General features: G+C 71.7%; 24 protein-coding genes and 1 pseudogene. 7 read left to right on the top strand and 18 right to left on the bottom strand.

Annotated features, from left to right (window positions below; translation table 11 throughout):
- The first annotated feature begins 81 nt into the window (after positions 1 to 81).
- Complete coding sequence (locus AC5K6T_RS21355) at positions 82 to 2,436, top strand: arylsulfatase (RefSeq protein ID WP_493211323.1); 2,355 nt, start codon at positions 82 to 84, stop codon at positions 2,434 to 2,436.
- A gap of 151 nt (positions 2,437 to 2,587) precedes the next feature.
- On the opposite strand, the gene AC5K6T_RS21350 is transcribed toward AC5K6T_RS21355, so the two are convergent.
- Complete coding sequence (locus AC5K6T_RS21350) at positions 2,588 to 4,006, bottom strand: DUF2252 domain-containing protein (RefSeq protein WP_493211321.1); 1,419 nt, start codon at positions 4,004 to 4,006, stop codon at positions 2,588 to 2,590.
- A gap of 499 nt (positions 4,007 to 4,505) precedes the next feature.
- Here AC5K6T_RS21350 and AC5K6T_RS21345 point away from each other — a divergent pair, with 499 nt between their 5' ends.
- Positions 4,506 to 4,958: a DUF6325 family protein gene (locus AC5K6T_RS21345; RefSeq protein WP_493211320.1), complete on the top strand. Its 453-nt coding sequence runs from the start codon at positions 4,506 to 4,508 to the stop codon at positions 4,956 to 4,958.
- Between the two features lie 145 nt (positions 4,959 to 5,103).
- On the top strand, positions 5,104 to 5,397 hold the full coding sequence (locus AC5K6T_RS21340; RefSeq protein ID WP_493211318.1) for an SHOCT domain-containing protein: 294 nt from the start codon (positions 5,104 to 5,106) through the stop codon (positions 5,395 to 5,397).
- 17 nt (positions 5,398 to 5,414) lie between these two features.
- Here the strand turns inward: AC5K6T_RS21340 and AC5K6T_RS21335 are convergent, their stop codons facing one another.
- The 6 genes from AC5K6T_RS21335 to AC5K6T_RS21310 all read right to left on the bottom strand — a co-directional run bounded on the left by AC5K6T_RS21335 (position 5,415) and on the right by AC5K6T_RS21310 (position 8,757).
- The gene (locus tag AC5K6T_RS21335) at positions 5,415 to 5,753 is read right to left on the bottom strand and encodes a type II toxin-antitoxin system PemK/MazF family toxin (protein WP_493211316.1); all 339 of its coding nucleotides are present in this window, start codon (positions 5,751 to 5,753) and stop codon (positions 5,415 to 5,417) included.
- The gene (locus AC5K6T_RS21330) at positions 5,747 to 5,992 is read right to left on the bottom strand and encodes a hypothetical protein (protein ID WP_493211314.1); all 246 of its coding nucleotides are present in this window, start codon (positions 5,990 to 5,992) and stop codon (positions 5,747 to 5,749) included. The genes AC5K6T_RS21335 and AC5K6T_RS21330 overlap by 7 nt, the downstream gene beginning before the upstream one ends.
- A gap of 205 nt (positions 5,993 to 6,197) precedes the next feature.
- Entirely contained in the window at positions 6,198 to 7,232 is a 1,035-nt protein-coding gene (locus AC5K6T_RS21325; protein WP_493211312.1) for a hypothetical protein, read from the bottom strand.
- Positions 7,233 to 7,514: 282 nt separating this feature from the next.
- Positions 7,515 to 7,733: a DUF397 domain-containing protein gene (locus AC5K6T_RS21320; protein ID WP_493211311.1), complete on the bottom strand. Its 219-nt coding sequence runs from the start codon at positions 7,731 to 7,733 to the stop codon at positions 7,515 to 7,517.
- Positions 7,734 to 7,748: 15 nt separating this feature from the next.
- Entirely contained in the window at positions 7,749 to 7,880 is a 132-nt protein-coding gene (locus AC5K6T_RS21315) for a DUF397 domain-containing protein (protein WP_493211309.1), read from the bottom strand.
- A complete protein-coding gene (locus tag AC5K6T_RS21310; RefSeq protein WP_493211307.1) occupies positions 7,843 to 8,757 on the bottom strand; it encodes a helix-turn-helix domain-containing protein in 915 nt (304 codons plus the stop codon). The genes AC5K6T_RS21315 and AC5K6T_RS21310 overlap by 38 nt, the downstream gene beginning before the upstream one ends.
- Before the next feature lie 242 nt (positions 8,758 to 8,999).
- Between AC5K6T_RS21310 and AC5K6T_RS21305 the strand changes: the two genes are divergently transcribed.
- Positions 9,000 to 9,464, top strand: a complete 465-nt coding sequence (locus tag AC5K6T_RS21305; protein WP_493211305.1) for an ATP-binding protein — start codon at positions 9,000 to 9,002, stop codon at positions 9,462 to 9,464.
- Positions 9,465 to 9,708: 244 nt separating this feature from the next.
- Here the strand turns inward: AC5K6T_RS21305 and AC5K6T_RS21300 are convergent, their stop codons facing one another.
- The 3 genes from AC5K6T_RS21300 to AC5K6T_RS21290 all read right to left on the bottom strand — a co-directional run bounded on the left by AC5K6T_RS21300 (position 9,709) and on the right by AC5K6T_RS21290 (position 12,075).
- Positions 9,709 to 10,611 carry a F510_1955 family glycosylhydrolase gene (locus AC5K6T_RS21300; protein WP_493211304.1) on the bottom strand — a complete coding sequence of 301 codons (903 nt, stop codon included), beginning with the start codon at positions 10,609 to 10,611 and terminating at the stop codon, positions 9,709 to 9,711.
- A gap of 251 nt (positions 10,612 to 10,862) precedes the next feature.
- Positions 10,863 to 11,534 carry a DUF305 domain-containing protein gene (locus AC5K6T_RS21295; protein ID WP_493211302.1) on the bottom strand — a complete coding sequence of 224 codons (672 nt, stop codon included), beginning with the start codon at positions 11,532 to 11,534 and terminating at the stop codon, positions 10,863 to 10,865.
- Between the two features lie 118 nt (positions 11,535 to 11,652).
- The gene (locus AC5K6T_RS21290; protein ID WP_493211300.1) at positions 11,653 to 12,075 is read right to left on the bottom strand and encodes a DUF6153 family protein; all 423 of its coding nucleotides are present in this window, start codon (positions 12,073 to 12,075) and stop codon (positions 11,653 to 11,655) included.
- A 705-nt stretch (positions 12,076 to 12,780) separates the two neighbouring features.
- Between AC5K6T_RS21290 and AC5K6T_RS21285 the strand changes: the two genes are divergently transcribed.
- Positions 12,781 to 13,566, top strand: coding sequence for a hypothetical protein (locus AC5K6T_RS21285; protein WP_493211298.1), 786 nt, complete (start codon positions 12,781 to 12,783; stop codon positions 13,564 to 13,566).
- Positions 13,563 to 14,885 (top strand): 7-cyano-7-deazaguanine synthase, encoded by a 1,323-nt coding sequence (locus tag AC5K6T_RS21280; RefSeq protein WP_493211296.1) that lies wholly within the window; start codon positions 13,563 to 13,565, stop codon positions 14,883 to 14,885. Before AC5K6T_RS21285 ends, AC5K6T_RS21280 begins: the two co-directional genes overlap by 4 nt.
- A gap of 123 nt (positions 14,886 to 15,008) precedes the next feature.
- On the opposite strand, the gene AC5K6T_RS21275 is transcribed toward AC5K6T_RS21280, so the two are convergent.
- From AC5K6T_RS21275 to AC5K6T_RS21265, 3 genes are all read right to left on the bottom strand, one after another.
- Positions 15,009 to 15,332, bottom strand: a complete 324-nt coding sequence (locus AC5K6T_RS21275; protein WP_493211294.1) for a MazG-like family protein — start codon at positions 15,330 to 15,332, stop codon at positions 15,009 to 15,011.
- Between the two features lie 73 nt (positions 15,333 to 15,405).
- Entirely contained in the window at positions 15,406 to 15,618 is a 213-nt protein-coding gene (locus AC5K6T_RS21270; RefSeq protein WP_493211292.1) for a hypothetical protein, read from the bottom strand.
- Positions 15,618 to 15,881 (bottom strand): hypothetical protein, encoded by a 264-nt coding sequence (locus tag AC5K6T_RS21265; protein ID WP_493211290.1) that lies wholly within the window; start codon positions 15,879 to 15,881, stop codon positions 15,618 to 15,620. Before AC5K6T_RS21265 ends, AC5K6T_RS21270 begins: the two co-directional genes overlap by 1 nt.
- Here AC5K6T_RS21265 and AC5K6T_RS21260 point away from each other — a divergent pair.
- The gene (locus AC5K6T_RS21260; protein WP_493211288.1) at positions 15,843 to 16,979 is read left to right on the top strand and encodes a tyrosine-type recombinase/integrase; all 1,137 of its coding nucleotides are present in this window, start codon (positions 15,843 to 15,845) and stop codon (positions 16,977 to 16,979) included. The genes AC5K6T_RS21265 and AC5K6T_RS21260 overlap by 39 nt on opposite strands.
- Here AC5K6T_RS21260 and AC5K6T_RS21255 read toward each other — a convergent pair.
- From AC5K6T_RS21255 to AC5K6T_RS21235, 5 genes and pseudogenes are all read right to left on the bottom strand, one after another.
- Entirely contained in the window at positions 16,966 to 17,391 is a 426-nt protein-coding gene (locus AC5K6T_RS21255) for a PIN domain-containing protein (protein ID WP_493211286.1), read from the bottom strand. The genes AC5K6T_RS21260 and AC5K6T_RS21255 overlap by 14 nt on opposite strands.
- Positions 17,388 to 17,666 (bottom strand): ribbon-helix-helix domain-containing protein, encoded by a 279-nt coding sequence (locus AC5K6T_RS21250; RefSeq protein ID WP_493211285.1) that lies wholly within the window; start codon positions 17,664 to 17,666, stop codon positions 17,388 to 17,390. Before AC5K6T_RS21250 ends, AC5K6T_RS21255 begins: the two co-directional genes overlap by 4 nt.
- Positions 17,667 to 17,708: 42 nt before the next feature.
- Positions 17,709 to 18,623 (bottom strand): phosphorothioated DNA-binding restriction endonuclease, encoded by a 915-nt coding sequence (locus AC5K6T_RS21245; RefSeq protein ID WP_493211283.1) that lies wholly within the window; start codon positions 18,621 to 18,623, stop codon positions 17,709 to 17,711.
- 125 nt (positions 18,624 to 18,748) lie between these two features.
- Complete coding sequence (locus tag AC5K6T_RS21240) at positions 18,749 to 19,123, bottom strand: hypothetical protein (protein ID WP_493211281.1); 375 nt, start codon at positions 19,121 to 19,123, stop codon at positions 18,749 to 18,751.
- A gap of 46 nt (positions 19,124 to 19,169) precedes the next feature.
- Positions 19,170 to 19,355 (bottom strand): annotated as a pseudogene (locus tag AC5K6T_RS21235) (serine hydrolase domain-containing protein); the annotation flags it as partial.
- Positions 19,356 to 19,388 lie beyond the last annotated feature (33 nt).

Below are 19,388 nucleotides of genomic sequence, written 5' to 3'. Positions count from 1 at the left end.
CCCCCGGGACGGCTCGGGACAGCTCCGGGCAGCCCGGCTCCGGGCACCGGGGGCAGCTCACGGCAGCGAGGGAGAACCGTCATGGCCAAGCCCTTCCGGGGAAAGATCGCCCTCGACGTCCGTGACGCGCAGCCGGACTGGGCGCCGTTCCTCGCGCCGAAGGCACCGGAGAACGCCCCGAACGTGCTGATGATCGTCTGGGACGACGTCGGCTACGGGACGATGGACTGCTTCGGCGGCCCGGTGCGCGCCCCGGCGATGTCGCGGATCGCCGACATGGGCCTGCGCTACGCGAACTTCCACACCACCGCGCTGTGTTCACCGACCAGGGCCTCGCTGATGACCGGCCGGAACGCGACTTCCAACGGGATGGCGACGATCGCCGAGTTCAGCTCCGGCTTCCCCGGCATCTCGACCCGCATCCCGTTCGAGAACGGGTTCCTCTCCGAGGTCCTCGGCGAGCGCGGCTACAACACCTACTGCGTCGGCAAGTGGCACCTCACCCCCGGCGAGGAGACCAACCTGTCCGCGTACAAGGGACGCTGGCCCCTCGGGCGCGGCTTCGAGCGGTTCTACGGCTTCCTCGGCGGCGAGTCGAACTGCTGGTATCCCGACCTCGTCCACGACAACCACCCGGTCGCCCCGCCGGCCACCCCCGAGGAGGGGTACCACATCGCGAAGGACCTGTCCGACAAGGCCATCCAGTTCGTCCGGGACGCCAAGGCCGTCGACCCCGGCAAGCCGTTCTTCCTGTACCTCTCGCTCGACGCGGCCCACGCGCCGCACCACGTCTTCAAGGAGTGGGCCGACCGGTACAAGGGCGTCTTCGACGAGGGGTACGAGGCGATCCGGCCCGGGATCCTGCGCCGCCAGAAGGAGATGGGACTGCTTCCGGAGGACACCGGGCTCTCCCCGATCAACCCGCACGGCGAGCCCGCGGCGGACGGACCGGACGGTCAGCTGTGGCCGGTGCTCGACACCGTGCGCCCCTGGGACGAACTCAGCGACGACGAACGGCGGTTGTTCGTCCGGATGGCGGAGGTCTTCGCCGGATACGTCTCGTACTCCGACGACCAGCTGGGCCGGGTGCTCGACTTCCTGGAGTCCGCCGGGGAGCTCGACAACACGATCGTCGTGGCCGTGTCCGACAACGGGGCCAGCGGCGAGGGCGGTCCGGACGGCACGTTCAACGAGTGGCGGTTCTTCAACGGCCTGTCCACACCGGCCGCGATGTCCCTGGAACACCTCGACGAGCTGGGCGGCCCGGCCTCGTACAACCACTACAACACCGGCTGGGCCTGGGCGTTCGACACGCCGTTCCCGTACTGGAAGCGCTGGGCCGGCTACGAGGGCGGGATCGCCGACATGTGCCTGGTCGCCTGGCCCGCGGGGATCGGGGCCCGCGGCGAGGTGCGTCAGCAGTACGTGCACGCCGTCGACGTCGTCCCCACGCTCTACGACCTGCTCGGCATCGAGCCGCCCGAGACGGTCAGGGGCTACCCGCAGAACCCGATCGAGGGCGAGAGCTTCCGGGCCTCGCTCACCGACCCGGAGGCGCCGGGCCGGCAGACCCAGTTCTACGCCATGCTCGGGCAGCGCTCCCTCTACCACGAGGGCTGGCTGGCCTGCACGGTCCACCCTCCGCTGAGCGGCTGGGGCGGGTTCGCGCACGACGTGTGGGAGCTCTACGACCTCACCCGCGACCGCGCCCAGTCCACCGACCTGGCCGCACGGGAACCGGAGCGCCTGGAGACCCTCAAGAGCCTCTGGTACTACTACGCCGGCATCTACAACGGGCTGCCGCTGGACGACCGCAGCGCCCTGGAGCAGGTCCTCGCCGAGCGGCCGCACGGGACCCCCGAGCGTGACCGCTACGTGTACTACCCCGACTCCGCGGCGGTGCCGGAGGCGTCCGGCGTGGCCACCAGCGGACGGTCGTACACCATCGCCGCCGGGGTGGACGTCGGCTCGGCCGACGCCGAGGGCGTCCTCTACGCCCACGGCGGCGTGGCCGGCGGCCACAGCCTGTACGTCAAGGACCACCGCCTGCACTACGCGTTCAACTGGGTGGGCAGCCGCCTGCAGACGGTGGACGCCGACCGGGAGATCCCGCCGGGCAGGCACGTGTTCACGGCGGAGTTCGCGGCGAGCGGGCGCAGCAGCGACCCCGCGATGCCCGGCGCGACGGGCACGCTCACCCTCTACATGGACGACCAGGAGGTGGGCCGCGACGACATCGTCACCCAGCCCGGCTCGTTCTGCCTCGTCGGGGACGGGATCTGCGTGGGCCGCGACGACTCCTCACCGGTCACGCCCGACTACCGGGGACCGTTCCCGTTCACCGGGGGGACGATCGACAAGGTCGTCGTCGACGTCTCCGGCGAACGCTACGTCGACCACGAGGCGCAGGTACGCGGCTGGTTCATGCTCGACTGAACCCGCGGCGCGGTGCCGGTGCGGTGCCGGGCGACGCCGTCCGGCCCGCACCGGCTGAGGCACGCGCCGGTCCGCGGAGGCGAGGTCACGCGAACTCCCGTTGCCCTCGGGGTTCCTTCGCCGGGCCGCGTCGCCGGGCGGCGGCGCGGCCTCAGGCGGCCTCGGCGGGCAGCCGTCCCGCGCGGATGGCGTCGACGAGGGACTGGTGGTCCCGCTCGTTCTGGTCGGCGTAGCGCTCGGCGAACGTCACCAGGGCCCGGTCGAAGGAGTCGCCGCCGCCGAGGTAGGCGGCGATGGCGATCCGGTCGCCGGTCCTGGCGTGGGCGCGGGCCAGCGTCGTGCCGCAGAGCGCGCCGAACGAGCGCATGATGCCCGGATCCATCTCCTCGGCCACGGCGACGCCCTTCCAGTCCCGCAGCTGCCGTACGTAGAAGTCCCGTCGCCGGCCGTCCATGCCCTCGACCCGGTCCCAGCCCAGGAAGATGTCGCTGGTGGCCTGCATCAGCCGCTGCCCGGCCACGACGCGCTCGCCCTGCGTCGGCTGGGCGGAGGCCCCCACGTAGGGCGCGAGCACGGACTCGTCGGCCTCCTTGGCCTGGAGGAACAGCGGGTCCTCGCCGTCGCGCCCCAGCAGCAGCACGATCCAGCAGCGGGTGCCCACGCTGCCCACCCCGACCACCTTGCGCGCCATGTCGGCCACCCGGTACTGCTCCAGCAGGAAGCGCCGGTCCGAGGGCAGGGACCTGCCGTAGCTCTCGATCAGCCGCCCGATCTGCTGTTGCAGCCGGTCGCGCCCCTCGCCCGGCAGCAGATCCGCCAGGCGGGTGATGAGCGGCGGCTCGGGGACGATCCGGCGCTCGCCGTCGACGACGCGGGTGAGCTTGCGGAAGACCTGGAGTGTGTCGTGCGAGCGCGCCTTGGCCACGCCGCGCTCCCAGCGCTCCCGGCCCTGCGCGGACAGGTCCGCCCCGTACCGGTCCCGGACCCACGCCTCGTCGTACTGCACGTACCAGACGCCCAGGTTGCCCATACCGGCGAAGGCCCGCATGCTCTCGCGGTACGACCGTACGGTGTCCCGCACGACCGCGGTGCGCTCCTTGGTGCTGAAGCCGTTCGACCGGCCGGCGATGACCAGGCTGGCGACCAGCCGCTTGACGTCCCACTCCCAGGGCCCCGGCAGCGTCTCGTCGAAGTCGTTGATGTCGAACATGAGCCGGCGTTCGGGGGAGGCAAGCAGCCGGAAGTTCAGCATGTGGGCGTCGCCGCACAGTTGGGCCCGGAGACCCGACCTGGGGGTGCCGGCGAGGTCGGACGCCATGATGGCCGCGGCCCCGCGGTAGAACCGGAAGGGCGACTCGGACATCCGGCCGTAGCGGATCGGCACCAGTTCGGGCACCCGGGTCGCCGACTGCCGCTCGATGATCTCCAGCGGGTCCGGCCGCTTGGGGCCCGGCGAGAACTCGGCGTGGCTGGAGCGGGGCACGTCGGCCCGCGCCGCCTTGCCCAGCGCGGCCCTCTCCTGGGGAGTGCGGTGCCGCAGCTCGCGGCCGTCGAGGCGGTTCTCGGTCATAGCGGCGGCTCCAGGGGAGTGTCGTGCCCGCGCACGCGGGGGCTGCCGAAGGGCGGGTGGCCGAAGGCGGGGGCGCGCCGCCTCGGTGTGCCCCCCCGGGGCGCGGGTCCTGGCCGGCACGCCCTCCGTCCGGGGTCGGTGCCGACGGAACGGCGAGCCACCGTCCTCCTCGCCCAACGTATTCCCGGACCGCCCCCGCGGCGAGCGGAGCCCGGAGGGGCGGGCCGGGCCGGGCGGTGCCGTGGGACGCGCAGGCCGCCGAGGTGCGTCGGCCGCGGCCCGATGCTGCAATTGAGGTGAGACACAGACACAGACACAGACACGGAGACACGGAGACACACGGAGACGCAGACACACGGGAACACCGGCGAGGGAGCCGGAGGAAGCCGGAGGAGCCGACGAGGAGTCCGGCGTGGAAGTCCCGGCGTGGAAGTCCACCGGAACCGGAATCGGAGTCGGAGATGCCGGCGGAGACCCAGCGAGCACCCGAGGTGACGGCGTGAGCGACGCATTCGAGGAAGCGGGCGATGTCGGCCCGATCGACTATGTGGTCGTCGAGTTCCCGGGCAACCGGATGACCGGCGAGGGCCTTCCCGCCCTCGTCGACCTCGTGGACCGCGGCCTCATCCGCATCCTGGACCTGACGTTCGTCAGGAAGGACGAGGACGGGTCCGTGACCGGCCTGGAGATCGCCGACCTGACCGGCGACGGCCGGCTCGACCTGGCCGTCTTCGAGGGCGTGTCGTCAGGGCTCCTGGGCGAGGACGACATCGAGGAGGCGGCGTCCGCGGTGGAGCCGGGCAGCTCCGCGGGCATCCTGATCTACGAGAACCTGTGGGCCGCCCCCTTCGCCGCCGCGCTGCGCCGCGGCGGAGCCCGCATGGTCGCCTCCGGCCGCATCCCGGTGGCCGACCTGGTCGACGCCCTCGACGCGGCGGAGTCCGCGGGCTAGGTGTTCCGTCCCGCGAGGCCGTGGACGGGCGGCGTGCGCCTACGGACGCCCGGCGCGCACGGAAGCGGTAAGCGGTGCGGGCACGGATGCCACAGGGGCCCGCACACGGTGCGGGCACCGGCGTGAACACAGAAGGGACACCGTCATGCCAGGTCTTCTCCGAGGGGTGGCGCGCACGGCCGTGGTCGCCGGGACGGCGACCGCCGTCTCGAACCGGGTGTCACGGCGGCAGCAGGGCCGATGGGCGGCCCAGCAGTCCTACGAGGCCCCGCCGCCCCAGCAGCAGGCGTCCTACGCCGCACCGCCGCCGCCTGCCGCGGCGCCCGCCGACATGACCAGCAAGATCGACCAGCTCAAGCAGCTCGGCGACCTCAAGGCGCAAGGCGTCCTGACGGAGGCCGAGTTCGAGGAGCAGAAGCGCGCGATCCTCGGCTCGTGACGAACGCCGGGACCTGGCTACGCCAGCCCGAGGATCACTCGACAGCACTCCTCCACACGCCGCATCTCGCTCGGGGCCAGCAGGCCGAGCCGTCGTCGGAGCCTGGGCCGGTCCACGGTGTGCAGGTCGGTGCAGTTCACGTACGACTCGGCGTACGTGGTCACCCCGCAGTCGGGACCGATCGGCACGTGGGTGGCGGCGGGGCCGGGTGTTCCGGTGATCAGCGCGACGGTCAGTGCCGACAGTGGTTCGGCGATCCGGTTGACGGTGAGGACGACCACGGGATGAGGGCCGATGGGGCCGGGGAGGGCGCAGCCCCACACCTCGCCACGCAGGGCGGAGCCGGGGTTCACCATTCGGTCTCGTCCGCTGCCGAGAGTTCCTGCGCTGTCGCGGGCAGCACGCCCTCGGGAGCCGGGGCCTGGGCGCCGTGGTAGAAGTCGCGGATCTCCTGCGCGGCAGCGACCTCGGTCGCCTCGCGGGAGAGCAGCCGAAGCCCCTCGCGCAGGGCGTCGGAGAGCGAGTGCAACTGGAGGGTCTGCATCACCTGCTGGAGGTTCGCCATCTCGTCCGGGCGCAGTCGCACCTGGGCCACGCTGGTCGCACCGCTGTCACCCTGCCTCCGACCTGTCTGCGGGGGTCGGGCTGCGGTGGAGGCTCGCCTCTTGGGCGTGGCAGCGGAGGCTCGTTGTCCTTGGTCGGGCTTCGAGGCCATGCCCGCCTCCCCTCGTGTATGACAAATGTAGTACATCCAGTCTCGCTCTCGTGTCGGACCTGGTCAAGTGCCGGGGACCGGCGACTCAGGCAGCGGCGGGCAGGCTCTTGCGGCGTCGTCGGCAGTCACTGCAGTAGCCGGGTTCCGCGGCGCGGATGGCGCGCTCGCAGCCGTCGCAGTTCAGGAAGGGCAGCACGGGCGGCCGCTCGGCCCGGGGCGGCGCGGGCGGGGGCGGCGCGGGCAGTGGCGTCTCCCGGAGCCGGTAGGCGAGGACGCCTGCCGGCCGGACCCGGAAGTGGTCGGGGAGCCGCGCGGTCAGCAGCCCGGTGATCTCCCGAGGCCCCACCCCGGCCGCCAGCCACTCGGCCACGGCGGGTGCCAGGCGGGCGGCCTCCCGCTCGGACAGGACGAGGCGAGGGTCGACCCGCCGCAGGCCGGTCAGCACGGCGACCGCCGCGGGGTCGGCGTCGGCGAGCGCGAGCGCGGGTGCGGATGCGGATGCGGATGAGCGTGCGGGTGCGGGTGCGGGGTCTTCGGCCGGGCCGGGAGCTGAGCCCGCCTCCGGCCGGGGCGTCGGACCGGGTTCCGCCCCCACCGGGGCGGCGGCCCGCCCGGGGGACCGGGCCGGCTTCGACGCCTTCGGCGGCCCGGACGAGCGCCCGGAGCTGTCAGGACCAGCCGGGCTGTCAGGGCTGTCAGGACCGGCCGGGCTGTCCGGCCGCTCCGGGCGCGGTGGGCCGGGCGGACGGGGAGGGCCGTCACCGCCGTCACCACCGGGCACGTCGTAGAAGTACGTCCGCGTACGGACCTGACCGGTGGGCGTCCGCTCCCTGCGGCGTTCCAGGTAGCCGGCCTCCTCCAGCTCCCGGAGCGCCCGCGAGACGAGGATCTCGCCCTCGCTGAAGTGCCCGCACAGGGCGCTGATGGTCACGGAGGAGCCGTCGGGCAGGGAGGCGATGTACGCCGCGACACCGACGGTGACCGCGCTGCCGCGCCGCTGGACGAGGGCGTTGGAGAGCACCGTGAAGTCGGCCGTCAGCCGGGTGCGTACGTGGATCACGCCGGAGCTCGGAGCTCCGGCCTCGGCGCGCAGGCGCGCGTTAGACTGCGGTTCAGCCATCGGGAAGGGGCTACTTCCTGATCGGTGAGGCCCTCGATCGGGATTGCCGTCCCGGCCGGGGGCCGCATCTGTCTGCGGTTGTTGCGGCGAACGTAACCGCCCGTATCGCGTGCCTGCAAGCCGGTCACCCGGACGGGTGACGCCGCCCCTGCGGTGCGAGGAGGGTGGGTGGGCGGGGAGTTCTTTCCCCCGGTTCTTTGAGGAGCCCCGCGGCCGACCGGACCCTCGCCGACAAGGGCCCGGCACTCCCGGAACCCGGACCCCGCCCGGGACCCGGCGACCTCAGAAGCGGCCGAGTCCGCCCCTCAACCCGCCCACGAAGGCGGTCCAGGCGCCGTCCCCGAAGCAGAGCGCGGGCCCGTTCGGGACCTTGCTGTCACGGACGGGCACGCCCCCCGGAATCCCGTCGGCCACCTCGATGCAGTTGCCTCCCGCTTGATTGCTGTGGCTGCTCTTGCGCCAGGCGGTGTCGTCCAGGCGGGGAAGGAGCCTTCGCGTCATGGGGGTTGGCCTCTCTCAGGGGTGGCTGTGCTCAGCCTTGAGCGAGCTGGTGAAGGCATTCCAGGCGGCGGCTTCGAAGCACAGCGCGGGCCCGTTCGGGACCTTGCTGTCACGGACGGGGACGACGGCCGGAATCCCGTCGGCCACCTCGATGCAGTCGCCTCCCTCCTGATTGCTGTAGCTGCTCTTGCGCCAGGCGGCGGCGTTCAGATCGGGATGGGACCTTCGCTCCACGGTGGTTGCCCTCCAAAACGGATCGGATCACGTCCAGGGACATGAGCGGGGGCAGAGCTGCCGCCCGAAGCCGATCGTAGGTCAGCGCGTAGCTCAGGACATCGTCCGGATCCTCAATGAGTTGGCCATGGTGTGCACCCTCGGTGTACGCGATCTCCGAGCTGTCAGGCATGGAGAGCACCGTGAGCGAGCCACCCATGACATCGTGCTCGCCTTGGTCGAAGGGGAGTACCTGCACGGTGATGTGGGACTCGGCCGTGGTTGCGATCAGCCGTGTCAGCTGCGCCCGCATCACTGCCTGCCCGCCTATGGGGCGCCTGAGCACCGCTTCATCGAGGACCACCCAGATGTCAGGCCGATCGGGCGCCGAGAGCCGTTTCTGTCGTCCCAGACGAACGCTGACCCGCTCTTCCAACTGGTCCTTGTCGCCGAGCGTTCGGCCGACGCTCAGCACAGCGCGCGCATAGTCCTCGGTCTGCAGCAGGCCGGGCACCACATGGGCCGCGTACTGCCGGACGGCAACCGCGTGCTCCGAGTACTCCATGAACCTTCGCGACCAGTCCGGAAAGGCCTCGCGGTACACGTAGGGCCACAGCTCCACCAGGAGGTCGTCCGCGCCGAGAGCCGTGTCGAGGGCACGCGCCAGCTCCAGCGTGGGCTTCGCCCCGGAGGCCCGCTCGATCTGGGTGATCCGGGTGCTCACCACATGGGTCAGGCTGCCGAGTTCGGCCTGGGTCAGTCCGGCCCGCATCCGGAGTCTGCGTACGCGTGCGCCGAACAGCGCGGCCATGGACACACTGGGATCGATTCCGCCGGCCAAGGCATCACTTCCGTTCCTTACGGCGTGAAGGGTAAGGCTGCACCCCCTGTTGAGCGTAGGACGACCCGGCGATTCTTGAGCACGGAACGTGACGATCCGTGTGCGCAACGGCGTGCATCGGCTCGATGGAGAGGAACGAACAGGCCGTGCTGACTGAGACCGCCGCCCCGGGAGACGAGCCACGACGGAGGGCCGAGCCGCGGGCGGACGCTGTGGAACGCGATGGCGGCGGGTACGGCGGGTACGGCGGGCAGGAGTTGCAGCGGTTCGGAGCGCACTTCCCCTCGTCACCGCGAGGTGCGCGACGGGCCCGGCGGGAGACCGCACGGTGGCTGGAGGAACGCGGCCATCCACCGGAGTCGGACGTGTCCTGCGCGGCCGCCCTCGTCGTCGGTGAACTGGCGGCGAACGCCGTACGGCACGGTCGGGTACCCGGCCGAGGGTTCGGTCTCGGACTGGCCCTCGACCGGACCGCCGGCGTGCTGCGGGTGGAGGTCGCGGACGCGGCCGCCGCGAGGCGGTTGCTTACGGCGGTGCCCTCGTCGCGTCCCGAGGGCGAGTCCGGCCGGGGACTGCTCCTGGTGGAGGCCGTGGCCCTGCGCTGGGGGTCGGCACCACGCCACCCGGTGGGCAAGACGGTGTGGGCCGAACTGGCCCTGGAGGCCTCGTCGCCCTAGGACGTGCTGCGGAAGCGGTGTCGTCCGCCCCGAGCGCTCCCGCCGCCGTCGACACCCCTCGCCCGTGGAGCCGTCGACTGCCCGGCGACCGCCCTCGCCCGCCGAACCACCGGTCAGCACCCCGCCCCCTCCCGCCCGGCGGCGCCGGACATCCGACCGGGGAGGGAGCCGACGGCGTCGGCTCCCTCTCGACGGCGGCCGACGGCGACGGCGCACCGGGCAGGCACACCGGGGGAGTCGGCGCTCAGTGGCTCTCGGCGGTGGCCACGGGCAGGCGTCGGGTGAAGGTCCGTCCGCCGTCGGGGGATTCGTACACACCGTCCTGTGTGGCGACGAGGACGCGCTCGGCGTCGACTGCGGTCAGGGCCTGGGGCCGTCCGCCCGGCGCCGTTCCGGTCCGCTTCCAGGTGGTGCCGCCGTCGGTGCTGCGGTGCAGGCCGCCGGAGAGATCGACGCCGTACAGGGCGCCGGCCGAGGGCCACGAAAGAAAGGCGAGGACCCGCCCGGAGCCCGCGCCGAACGTCCGGCCGCCGTCGTTGCTCGTGGCGACGCCGTTCTCGGTGGTGGACAGTACGACGTTCCGGTCCTCCGGGCTGACGGCGATGTCGAGGGCGGCGAGTTCGGCACGTTCCTCCCAGGTGGTCCGGTCGGAGCTGACGAGCAGCACGCCGCGGGCGCTGTCGTAGCCGTAGACGGTGTCGTGGGCGTACACCAGGGAGTGGAAGTCGGTGGTGCCGCCCAGGGACAGGGTCTTCCAGGTCCTGCCGGAGTCGGTGGACCGGAGCAGGCCGCGGTTGCCGTGGTCCTTGCTGCCCGCGGCCGGGTGGCCGCTGCCTAGGAAGGTCTTCGGGCCGACGACGGTGAAGCTCATGTAGTCGGCCCGGTCACCGGCCCGCTCGGCGGTGCCGTCGGCGGCCACGGCGATCACGCCTTCGTGGGTGGCGACGTACAGACGACCGTCGGCCGGGTCGACGCCCAGGCCGTGCACGTGGCTGACGGCGAGGCCGCCGGAACCGCCGGAGCCGTCGGCCGACGCCGTGTCGGAGGCGGTGCCGGACGCGGTGCCGGGGCCGGAGGAACATGCGGCCAGCACGGCCGTGAGAGCGGCCGCGGCGACGGCGGCGGCCGCGCGGGAACGAGTCTTCATGCTGAGGATCTCCATGAGGCGCGAGGAGGGCGAGCCGGGCCCGGCAGCCGGCGCGGGACATGCCCGCACGGGCCCGGCAGCCGGCGCGGGACATGCCCGCACGGGCCCGGCAGCCGGCGCGGGACGTGCCCGCACGGGCCCGGGAGTCGGCACTGGACGTGCCCGGACGGGTGCGGGAGTCGGCACTGGACGTGCCCGGACAGGCTCGGGGGCTGCGCGGAGGCGGTCCCCGAGCCCCGGTGCGGGTGGGGTCAGCTCTTGCCGAGGAGCTTGTTCATCTCCTCGATCTCGGCCGTCTGCGTGGTGACGATGTCGTCGGCCAGCGCTGTGGCCGGCCCGTACCGGCCCTGCTCCTTCTCCGTGGCGGCCATCTCCACGGCGCCCTCGTGATGCTCGATCATCATGGTCAGGAACATGGCGTCGAAGCCCTTGCCGGACGCGCCCGTCAGCTCGTCCAGGTCGTCGGCGTCCATCATCCCGGGCATGCCGGAGTCAGCGCCGTGGTCCATGCCCGGCATGGAGGCGGGCACGTCCTCGCCCCACGCCTCCAGCCAGCCCGACATCGTCTCGATCTCCGGGGCCTGGGCCTTCTCGATGCGCCTGGCCAGGTCCCTGACCTCGGCGGAGGACGCCCGTTCGGCGGCCATCCCCGACATCCGGACGGCCTGCAGGTGGTGCGGGATCATGTCCTGCGCGAAGGACACGTCCTGGTCGTTGTGGGGGCCGAAGGCGTCGTCGGCCCTGCCCCCGGCGCTCGCCGAGGCCGAGGCCTGCGGCGCCGGTCCGCTGTCGGCCCCGTCGCCGCAGGCGGCGAGGACCAGCCCGGCGGCGACGGCTGCGGTGCCGAGAACGGCACGACGGACGAAGGAACGGGTGCGGGTACGGGTGCGGTTACGGCGGGTGCGGCTCATGGCGGTACTCATCGCTGCTACTCCTACGGTCTGCTCCGGAAGCCGCGCCGAGCGGCGCGGGACGTGGCTGAGTGCCGCGGGGCGACTCGCCGGCCGAAGCCGGCGGGGCGGTGTGCGGCCCGGCCTTGTCCTAGATCCGCAGGGGCTGCGGTGGGGCCGACGTGGGCGGCGCGCGGCCGCCGCCGGGCGTGGCGTGAGGCACGCCGTCACCGATGCCGGCGGAGGAGAACGCGGCGACGGCGCCGGTCGACGGCGCACGAAGGACCGGCCCGGTGCCGACCGCACCGGACGCGCACGTCACATCGGCGTGCTCGCTGTGCCCGCCACCGCCGTCACCGTGGCAGACGTGCTCACCGCCCACCGTCGCCGGCCCGGCATGCCCGGGGACGGAGGAAGAGTGATGAGCACCGACCGCCACGGGAACGACCCCACCCGCACTGAGGGCGTGCATCCCGAGAAGGCCGGCCAGCAGCCCGAGCACCAGCGGCACGCGCCACCGCCCACGGGGCGCTCGCGCGAAGCGGAACGGTGCTCGGCCTGTCACAGCCCTCATGCTACGGAGGCCCCTCGGCTCCGCGCACGCGGGTGACCGCGGGACGGCGCGGAGCCGTGCGAGCCACCAGCGGGTCACTCCGGTCAGCCCGCCCCGAAGCCACCCGTCGTCATCCCGGCAGCATCGCAGCAGCCACCGACATCGCAGGCGACACAGGCGCCCAGGACCTTTCCCCGGCGCTCGCACCACTCACCGGACAGGGGACGGACAGTCACACCGGAACAGCAGATCAGCCGTCCGTCCGCAGCGAGGTCTGCTGTCCGCTCACACGGATGTCGCAGTGTGCCGTGCCACCGCCCGCTGAGCCCGACGACGGGGAGCAGCCGAACCTCGTGCGGCGTGTGGCGACGAGCTCCTGATCTCGAAGAGTGACCTCCAGTGGAGCCACACGGCGAACAGCCCGACCTCGGCTGAGCCGCGCGGACTGGCTTGGCGTCGCAGCAGGTGCGAACCACGTGACGTACGGCGCAAGGCCCGTTCTTGCCAGCTTCTGACCTGCCCCGCACCAGGGCCTGCGTCACGTTTGTGACCCGGCGTCACGTCCGGTTGCGTTCCAGGGTGCGTGTGTCGCAGAAGGTGACACGCGTGGTCGGCCGGCTGGCGGGCCCGTCCGTGCTGCCCTGGCTGAGTCCCGCCCTGTCTGCGGATCGTCCGGTCTGATGCCATGGACGAAGTGCGGGTTGCGGCACCATCGTTGGGGGCGATGTGGGGACATCCACGCGATGGAAGGGGCCTGACGGGGATCGGTGGAGCTCTGCCGGGAGGCGGCTGGCGCGCTGGCGGGACGACTCGCGCAACGCGGATCAGCGGCTGGAGGAGATCGCGGCGGACCACCTGAACGCCCTGCACGAGACGCTCCGCGCCGATCGATCGGCTTTCGGGTTGTACGACACGGCCTGTGCAGCCGGTGAACGGCTCTCCAGGGCCCTGGGGTCGCTGGCGACACAGGGCGCGGAGTCGGAGGACGAGCTCGTCGCGCGCCTGGTGTCGGAGGTCGGAGGGGACGGCGGCACACTCGCCGACGCAGCGGTGCGCAGGGGGATGGCCGCGGCGGTCCGCGATGTCCGGAGCAGACATCCCGAGCTGGACGACGCCGAGGGCGGAGGCGTCGGCGGCGGCTTCACCTGGGACATCCTGTGCGATCTCTACCAGGTGTTCTTCGCCGACATGGTGGGGGAGTTCCTCAGGTCCGTTGTAGCCGAGCACATCAAGCTGGCGGTACCGGCGCTCATCGCGACCGATCCGGAAGGCAGGATCGCCGACTGGGTCGCGGAGAAGGTGGTGGACCTGGTGCCGAATCCCTGCGAGGAGTCCGCCGAAGCGACCGACCATGCACAGGCTGTGGATACCGCGCAGACGGTGGCGGGCGCTGTGCAGGATCCGTCGGCGGCACTGCCCGAGATCGCCGAGTTGCTGGTACCGCGGGCGGTCGGAAGGGCGCTCGGCCTGATCACTGAGGAGAGCACCGGAGAAGAGGGAGCTGCGGCGTGACCGATTCCGAGGACTTCCTGTGGTGGCGCGGACCCGGGGGCGACCGGCCACATGGCGGCCACTGGATGGAGATCGGCGAGGAAGACTTCCAGGAGAGGGAGCGTCGCATCACCGGCCGGCACCGTCTGCCCGATCCTGTCCCCGACTGGGCCGAGGATCTGTTCCGTGTCGCCAGGGCGACGTTCATCGCCGACAAGTACGTACGCCGGGCCGGACAACGGGACCGGTGGACCCGCCGCATCAGCCTCGCCGTGCCCGTCACGAAACTTGAACGGTGGGGAAGCGCAGCTGTCCGTACCCACCTCAATGCGCTCCTCCAAGTCCTGACCGGGGACATCTGGAACGTGGACTTCAGGCCTCTCGCCGGCCACTACATCCAGGAGGCGATGGCCTCTCCCGACGACCCGCGTGCATCGGAAGTCGCGTTGTTCTCCGGTGGACTGGACTCCCTCAGCTGGGCTGCCACCCGTTCGCGTGCCGACGACTGCCGGCCGCTCCTGCTCGTGATGTTCCGCGAGATCGGCCTGCTGCGTCTCCAGCAGCGGGTGTACAAGGCCGTGGAGCGACTGGCCGGAGCACGGCCGGTGCTGCTGTTGCCGATGAGCCAGACCCCGGCGGGTGACGGCTCCGGGCTGCGGCTGGAGACCTCCTCCCGCACTCGTGGTCTGCTGTACGCGGCGGGCGCCATCCGCGCCGCCACCGCGCACGGCGTGGGTATCGTCCACATCCCCGAGAACGGCCAGCTCGCCCTCAACCCGCCTCTGACGCCGGCGCGTTCGGCCGCATGCTCCACGCGTTCCGTGCACCCGCGGACGCTGGGCAGTCTGAACGCCTTGGTGGCTGCCGTGAGTGACCCGGAGAGCACGGTGCAGGCGGTCAACCCCTTGGCGCGGCTGACGAAAGGCGAGGTATGCAAGGCCGGACGTGATGCGGGCCTCGCCCCGTCCGACCTGGAGTCCACCTTGAGCTGCGGCAAGCCGCCCACCCGCCGAAGCGGCGGCCCTCCCATCGCCAACTGCGGCGTCTGCTTCCCGTGCCTCGTGCGCCGCTCCGGGCTGCTCCACGCCGACGGCACCGACGACACCCGGTACGAAGCATTGCCATGGGCGGACGGCCTGCCGCCTGAGCGGGGTGCCGACTGGCGAGCACTACAACGGTGGCTGCTCGGCCGGTACACCCTTACGGATGTCCTCACCGATACCCCGCTGCCGCCGGACACGGACCCGGTGGCTGCCTTCGACTTGATCAGGCGCGGGCGGAGGGAGCTGGAGCGCCTGCTCAGGATCGCGGCTGTCGACGGGGCCGCTGACGCAGCGTAGGCGTCGACCTGGCACACGAGTCAACGACGCGCGTGCGACGTCCAGTTGCTCCGTGGTCTTCCCTCTTGGCCGAGAGCTGCCAGGTTCGGGACGAAGTGCGGTACGGCGGCAGCCACCCGGCGCTCACGGCACGGACTGGTGCGAGGAGGCAGCGGCGTGCCCGTCGGCCAGGAGGCCCGGCAGCAGCCCGAGAAGCTGCGTGTGGGCCCCCAGGGCCACCTGGGCAGTCACGATGACGTCGCACAGCTCCTTCTCGACGTCCTCCCAGGTGTGGCTGTTCCCCTTGCGCGGGTTGGCGCCGAGGGCCCCGGTGATGGCCTCCGCTGCCTCCCCGAACTCCTCACCGACCTTGAGCACGCGCAGCAGGCGCACGTCGCCGGCCGCGGCCTGGTCCTCCTCGTCCAGCCGGCCGCGCAGCTTCCGCACGCCGTCCCACGTCCGGTCCATGTGGCTCGTCTCCTCGTCTCCTCGTCTCCTCGTGTTCTCGGTCGGTCGGGACAGCGTGGCCGTTCAGGCGGCGTCACGACGGGCGTCGGACACCGGTGCCCCGGCACATCGCCACGGTGTGCGCGGTGCCCCGCGTCACGGTGTGGTGGATCACCACGCCGTGGACCTCGCCCCACGGCCCCATGTGGTTCCGCGACGTGGTCCTCCAGGCCCCGACCTCCACGGCGTTCAGTCCCTCGCCGCGCAGCGCGCGAAGGAGCTGGTCCGCTCCGATCGGCGCGGCCATCACGCGCGCTCCGGCCGGTGCCAGGACCCGCCGAGCATCCCGTCCGCGTCCGCGTGCACGCAGCCGCCGGCCGCGAGCGAGTGGAAGAACTGCCCGGTTGGGTTGAGCACGGCCAGGCCGACGCGCCCGGAGTCGTCCGGGTCGACCTCGGTCACGATCGCGGCCCGGCACGCGATCGGGAAGGTCTGGGAGCCGTCGGAGCGCACGCTTCCGCGAGAGACGTAGTGCACGGTCCGGCCGACGGACGCGGGTGGGTGGGACATGGGCATCTCCAGGGTGCGGACAGGGGGTCCGGACACCGGGCAGAGGGAGTGAGGACAGGTGTCCGCCCGGGGGGTCTCAGGCGAGGACACGAGGACGGTGACCTGCACGGACACCGGGCGGACACGGTCCGGCAGGGGTGTCCAGGGGTGTCCAGGGGTGTCCAGGGGGTGTCTGTCCAGGGGTGTCCATGGCTGTCCGGGGACAGGGCGCCGGGCTCACCGCCAGGGGGAGACGTACTACCGGTCCTGCTGCCAGCGGCCCGGCCGCAAGGCTCAGGAGGTCGTCGGGTACCGGACGGCAGAGCCGTCCGGTACCCGACGAAGACAACAGCCCAGAAGGCCGCCGAGAAGGCGGACGTGGAGGCGTTCGAGGTCGCGAGGAGCGGCCGTTACGTCCCACCGGAGCAGGCCGCGGCCACCGCCCGCGTCACCGTCGGGGAGTACACGAAGGAGTGGCTGGAGGGCATCAGCCTCGCGGACTCCACGATGCAGAACTACCCCCGCAGCTTGGCCCACTTGCTGCCCTGCTTCGGCGACAAGCCCATCCAGGACATCACCCCCGTCATGGTGGACACCTGGGAGAAGGAGCAGCGCAAGGAGTCCGCGGTGAGCAGCGTGCGGACCTACCGGTCGCTGCTCCACCTGATCCTGGCCGACGCGGTCGACGCCGGCCTCGCCCAGACAGGGGCGAGTTCACCCGGTGCCCGCCGAAGGACGACAGCTACCGCGCGATCGACTCCCCGCCCTGGCTGTCCGGCCTGGTCGGGGAGCACATCGCCCGCACCAGGCCGCAGCCCTGCGCCTGCCACGGGCTCACCTACGTGTTCAGCGGCCGGGGCCACGGCGGCACGAGGCACTCCCAGATGGCTCCCAAGGGTGCTGCTGCCTGGATGCTGCCGGAGAGTCAGCCCTGTGACCCGAAGACAAACCACCGGCCCATCAGTGCCAGGAAGTCGAGTCGGCCACTCTATTCGCCGTCCGCTGCCTCGTGTCGGAGACTGCCGATGTGGTCCGGACAAAGTACGCGAGGGCATCGCGAGTGCTCACCAGCGTGGGTGCGGGCGCCGGAGGGGCGCGGGTCGGGTCACACCTTCTTGACGACGATCGTGTCCGGGACCAGCTTCTCCAGGTCGTCGACGTCCGAGGTGAAGACGGTGACCTGTCCCCTCTGCTGTCGCGCGATGACGGCGAGCACGGCGTCGATCGCGTACTTGTGGCCGTGCAACTTGGCGTCGGCCAGGACTCGACGCGCCTGGCGGGCCTCGTCCTTCCCGGTGTCGACGACCTGGAGCCGGGACAGTACCCAGTCCCAGCGTTGCTCGGTCGTTCTGCCGTCGTACGCCTCGACCAGTGTCATCGGGGACGTCACCACCTCGGCTTCCCCGCGTGCCGCGAGATCGAGCCAGGCGATCATCCTCCGGTCGCCGCGCACCGCGAGGGACAGGGCTTCACAGTCCAGTACGAAGACGCGGAGGGGGCGCTGTCCGTGCTCACCGGCTCGCTTCTTCACGCAGCCTCTCCGGCGTTGTGCTTTCCGGCGGTTCGACGCCGCTCATGCTCGGCGTCGAGATCGTCCAGCTCGTCGAGTGCTGCCGCGTGTTCGTCCTCGGTGACGGGGCCGTGTTCTTCCTGCAGCCAGTCGACCAGTTCTCGGAGCCGGTCCCGGTCACGCTTGAAGCGCAGCGCCTCGGCGACATACGCCGACAGACCCCGCTCTGCCGCGTCCGCGCGGATCTCGTCCAGGAGATCCTCGGGGATCGTCACGGTTACCTTCTTCGTCGCCATACAAGAGACCATACTCCTGGTATCGCACTCCTTACCAGTGGGTCAGTGATCGACGCTCGGCGAGCAGGAAGCCGAGGCGGGGCGTGGGCTGCTGTGGAAGACCTGGCTGGTGTGCCAGGAGCGGTGGACCGCCGCGACGGGACGGGCACCCGGTTGAGGTCCGATGAGCGGGCGGCCGGCGAGCGCTATGACGTGCTCGCGGGCGGCGGGGCTGTGGCCGACGAAGCGCTGCGAGACCAGGATGCGGTGACTGTCACCGATGCCGAGGACGCCCTTGTCGAAGAGCTTGTGGTGCAGCGAGCACAGGCACAGGCCGTTGTCGACGTCGTCAGGGCCGTCGAACGCCCACCAGCGCACATGCGCGGCCTCCAGCCCGACCGGCACCGCGCCGATCCTGCCGTCGTAGCCGCAGAAGGCGCACTGGTACTCGTATGCCGTCAGGACCTGCTCCCGCATCCGGGGATCCCGCCGCCTGCGCACGGCCGAGAACTGTTCGGTCTCCGTCGGCTCCAGCTCCAGCCCGACGGCTTCGCACAGGTCGCCGTGGAGCGAGGGCGGGAAGTTCAGGTCGAGCAGGACCCGTGCCATCCGGCCGAGCAACGAGGGCTCGCGCCGCAGCGCCGCCCGTAGTTCCGGCGTCAGCCGCCCTGCGGCTCCGACCTCCCGCAGCTCCCGCACGCCACTGCCGGGACTGCCCGGCCCACGCTCGGTGCGCACCTCCCACACGCCGTCGCTCACCAGATGGTGGAACGGGTAGGCAGGCGTCGTTCTGTTGGGTGGACCGTACTCGGCCAGCAGCCGTCTGAGATCGTCCTCCACCGCGCTGTACCGCAGTTCACCGTCGGCGTCCTGCTGGAAACGCCCGAGCGCGTACAGGAACAGCAGCGGCTTGTGCGGAGCGCGGGTCCCGCTCCTGCTCCACTGCCTCAGCTTCGCGGTGCGCTCCAGCCAGTCCATGACCGGCGATCGTAGTGGCGTTGGGGTGCGGTCGTATCGAAGGGGCTTGGGGAGTGGGGCGACTCCCAGACGGCGCCCAGACGCCGTGGGGCCACTGGCTTCGTGCCGACGTTGCCTGTTGCGGCCTAACGAGTCGTGCCGAGGCGACTGCGACGGGTCTCAACCAGGTGCCGCCATCGTTCGCGCGTCTGTCGTTCTCCGTCGATCCACCGAGCTCGCGCGGTGTGCTCGGGGAACGGAAGGCCGACCATGAAGTGTGCGATCTCGACGTAATAGGCGTAATCGCCGCTCCGCGTGAGTTCGCGCAGGCGGGTGATCGCGTCGACGAGGTCGTCCTGGGCGTCGAGAACGGCGTGGTGGAAGCACAGGGCCAGTTGCAGTTTCGCCGCGGCGTAGGAAATGCCGGAGACGCCGATTTCGGCGAGCAGGACGGCCGCCCGGTCGGGCACGTCTGCGGCGAACCCGGCATCGCGTACGAGTGCGGCGATGCGAGCGGTCATCTCGCTGGAGCGCAGGCTGAGGCGCGACAGCAGACGTCCATGGGCGTCAGCGAAATGCCATGCCGCGGAAGGCGTTGCGGACGTCGGCCAGAGGCTGGCGGTCGCGGGTGTAGTAGAGCTTGTTGGTCAGCAGTACCGCCCATCGGCGCCGCCGGGGTGAGATCCACATGCCGGTGCCGGTGAAGCCGTAGTGGACCCAGATGTCGTCGGAGAGGCTGGTGCCGGGGTGAGGTTCCCCCGAGATGCGGGGAAAGATGACAGCAGG

The sequence above is a fragment of the Streptomyces sp. B8-7 genome, from assembly GCF_058833805.1.
Note: the sequence above shows the minus strand (reverse complement) of the source record. Positions and strands in the feature narration are given on the sequence as shown.

Excerpts from the sequence above, each read along its gene's own strand:
- AC5K6T_RS21355 (WP_493211323.1), top strand. The coding sequence starts at position 82 with ATGGCCAAGCCCTTCCGGGGAAAGATCGCCCTCGACGTCCGTGACGCG.
- AC5K6T_RS21340 (WP_493211318.1), top strand. The coding sequence starts at position 5,104 with ATGCCAGGTCTTCTCCGAGGGGTGGCGCGCACGGCCGTGGTCGCCGGG.
- AC5K6T_RS21275 (WP_493211294.1), bottom strand. The coding sequence starts at position 15,332 with ATGGACCGGACGTGGGACGGCGTGCGGAAGCTGCGCGGCCGGCTGGAC.
- AC5K6T_RS21325 (WP_493211312.1), bottom strand. The coding sequence starts at position 7,232 with ATGGCTGAACCGCAGTCTAACGCGCGCCTGCGCGCCGAGGCCGGAGCT.
- AC5K6T_RS21300 (WP_493211304.1), bottom strand. The coding sequence starts at position 10,611 with ATGAAGACTCGTTCCCGCGCGGCCGCCGCCGTCGCCGCGGCCGCTCTC.
- AC5K6T_RS21295 (WP_493211302.1), bottom strand. The coding sequence starts at position 11,534 with ATGAGTACCGCCATGAGCCGCACCCGCCGTAACCGCACCCGTACCCGC.
- AC5K6T_RS21290 (WP_493211300.1), bottom strand. The coding sequence starts at position 12,075 with ATGAGGGCTGTGACAGGCCGAGCACCGTTCCGCTTCGCGCGAGCGCCC.
- AC5K6T_RS21250 (WP_493211285.1), bottom strand. The coding sequence starts at position 17,666 with ATGGCGACGAAGAAGGTAACCGTGACGATCCCCGAGGATCTCCTGGAC.
- AC5K6T_RS21335 (WP_493211316.1), bottom strand. The coding sequence starts at position 5,753 with ATGGTGAACCCCGGCTCCGCCCTGCGTGGCGAGGTGTGGGGCTGCGCC.
- AC5K6T_RS21350 (WP_493211321.1), bottom strand. The coding sequence starts at position 4,006 with ATGACCGAGAACCGCCTCGACGGCCGCGAGCTGCGGCACCGCACTCCC.
- AC5K6T_RS21265 (WP_493211290.1), bottom strand. The coding sequence starts at position 15,881 with ATGTCCCACCCACCCGCGTCCGTCGGCCGGACCGTGCACTACGTCTCT.
- AC5K6T_RS21270 (WP_493211292.1), bottom strand. The coding sequence starts at position 15,618 with ATGGCCGCGCCGATCGGAGCGGACCAGCTCCTTCGCGCGCTGCGCGGC.
- AC5K6T_RS21240 (WP_493211281.1), bottom strand. The coding sequence starts at position 19,123 with ATGACCGCTCGCATCGCCGCACTCGTACGCGATGCCGGGTTCGCCGCA.
- AC5K6T_RS21320 (WP_493211311.1), bottom strand. The coding sequence starts at position 7,733 with ATGACGCGAAGGCTCCTTCCCCGCCTGGACGACACCGCCTGGCGCAAG.
- AC5K6T_RS21310 (WP_493211307.1), bottom strand. The coding sequence starts at position 8,757 with ATGGCCGCGCTGTTCGGCGCACGCGTACGCAGACTCCGGATGCGGGCC.
- AC5K6T_RS21245 (WP_493211283.1), bottom strand. The coding sequence starts at position 18,623 with ATGGACTGGCTGGAGCGCACCGCGAAGCTGAGGCAGTGGAGCAGGAGC.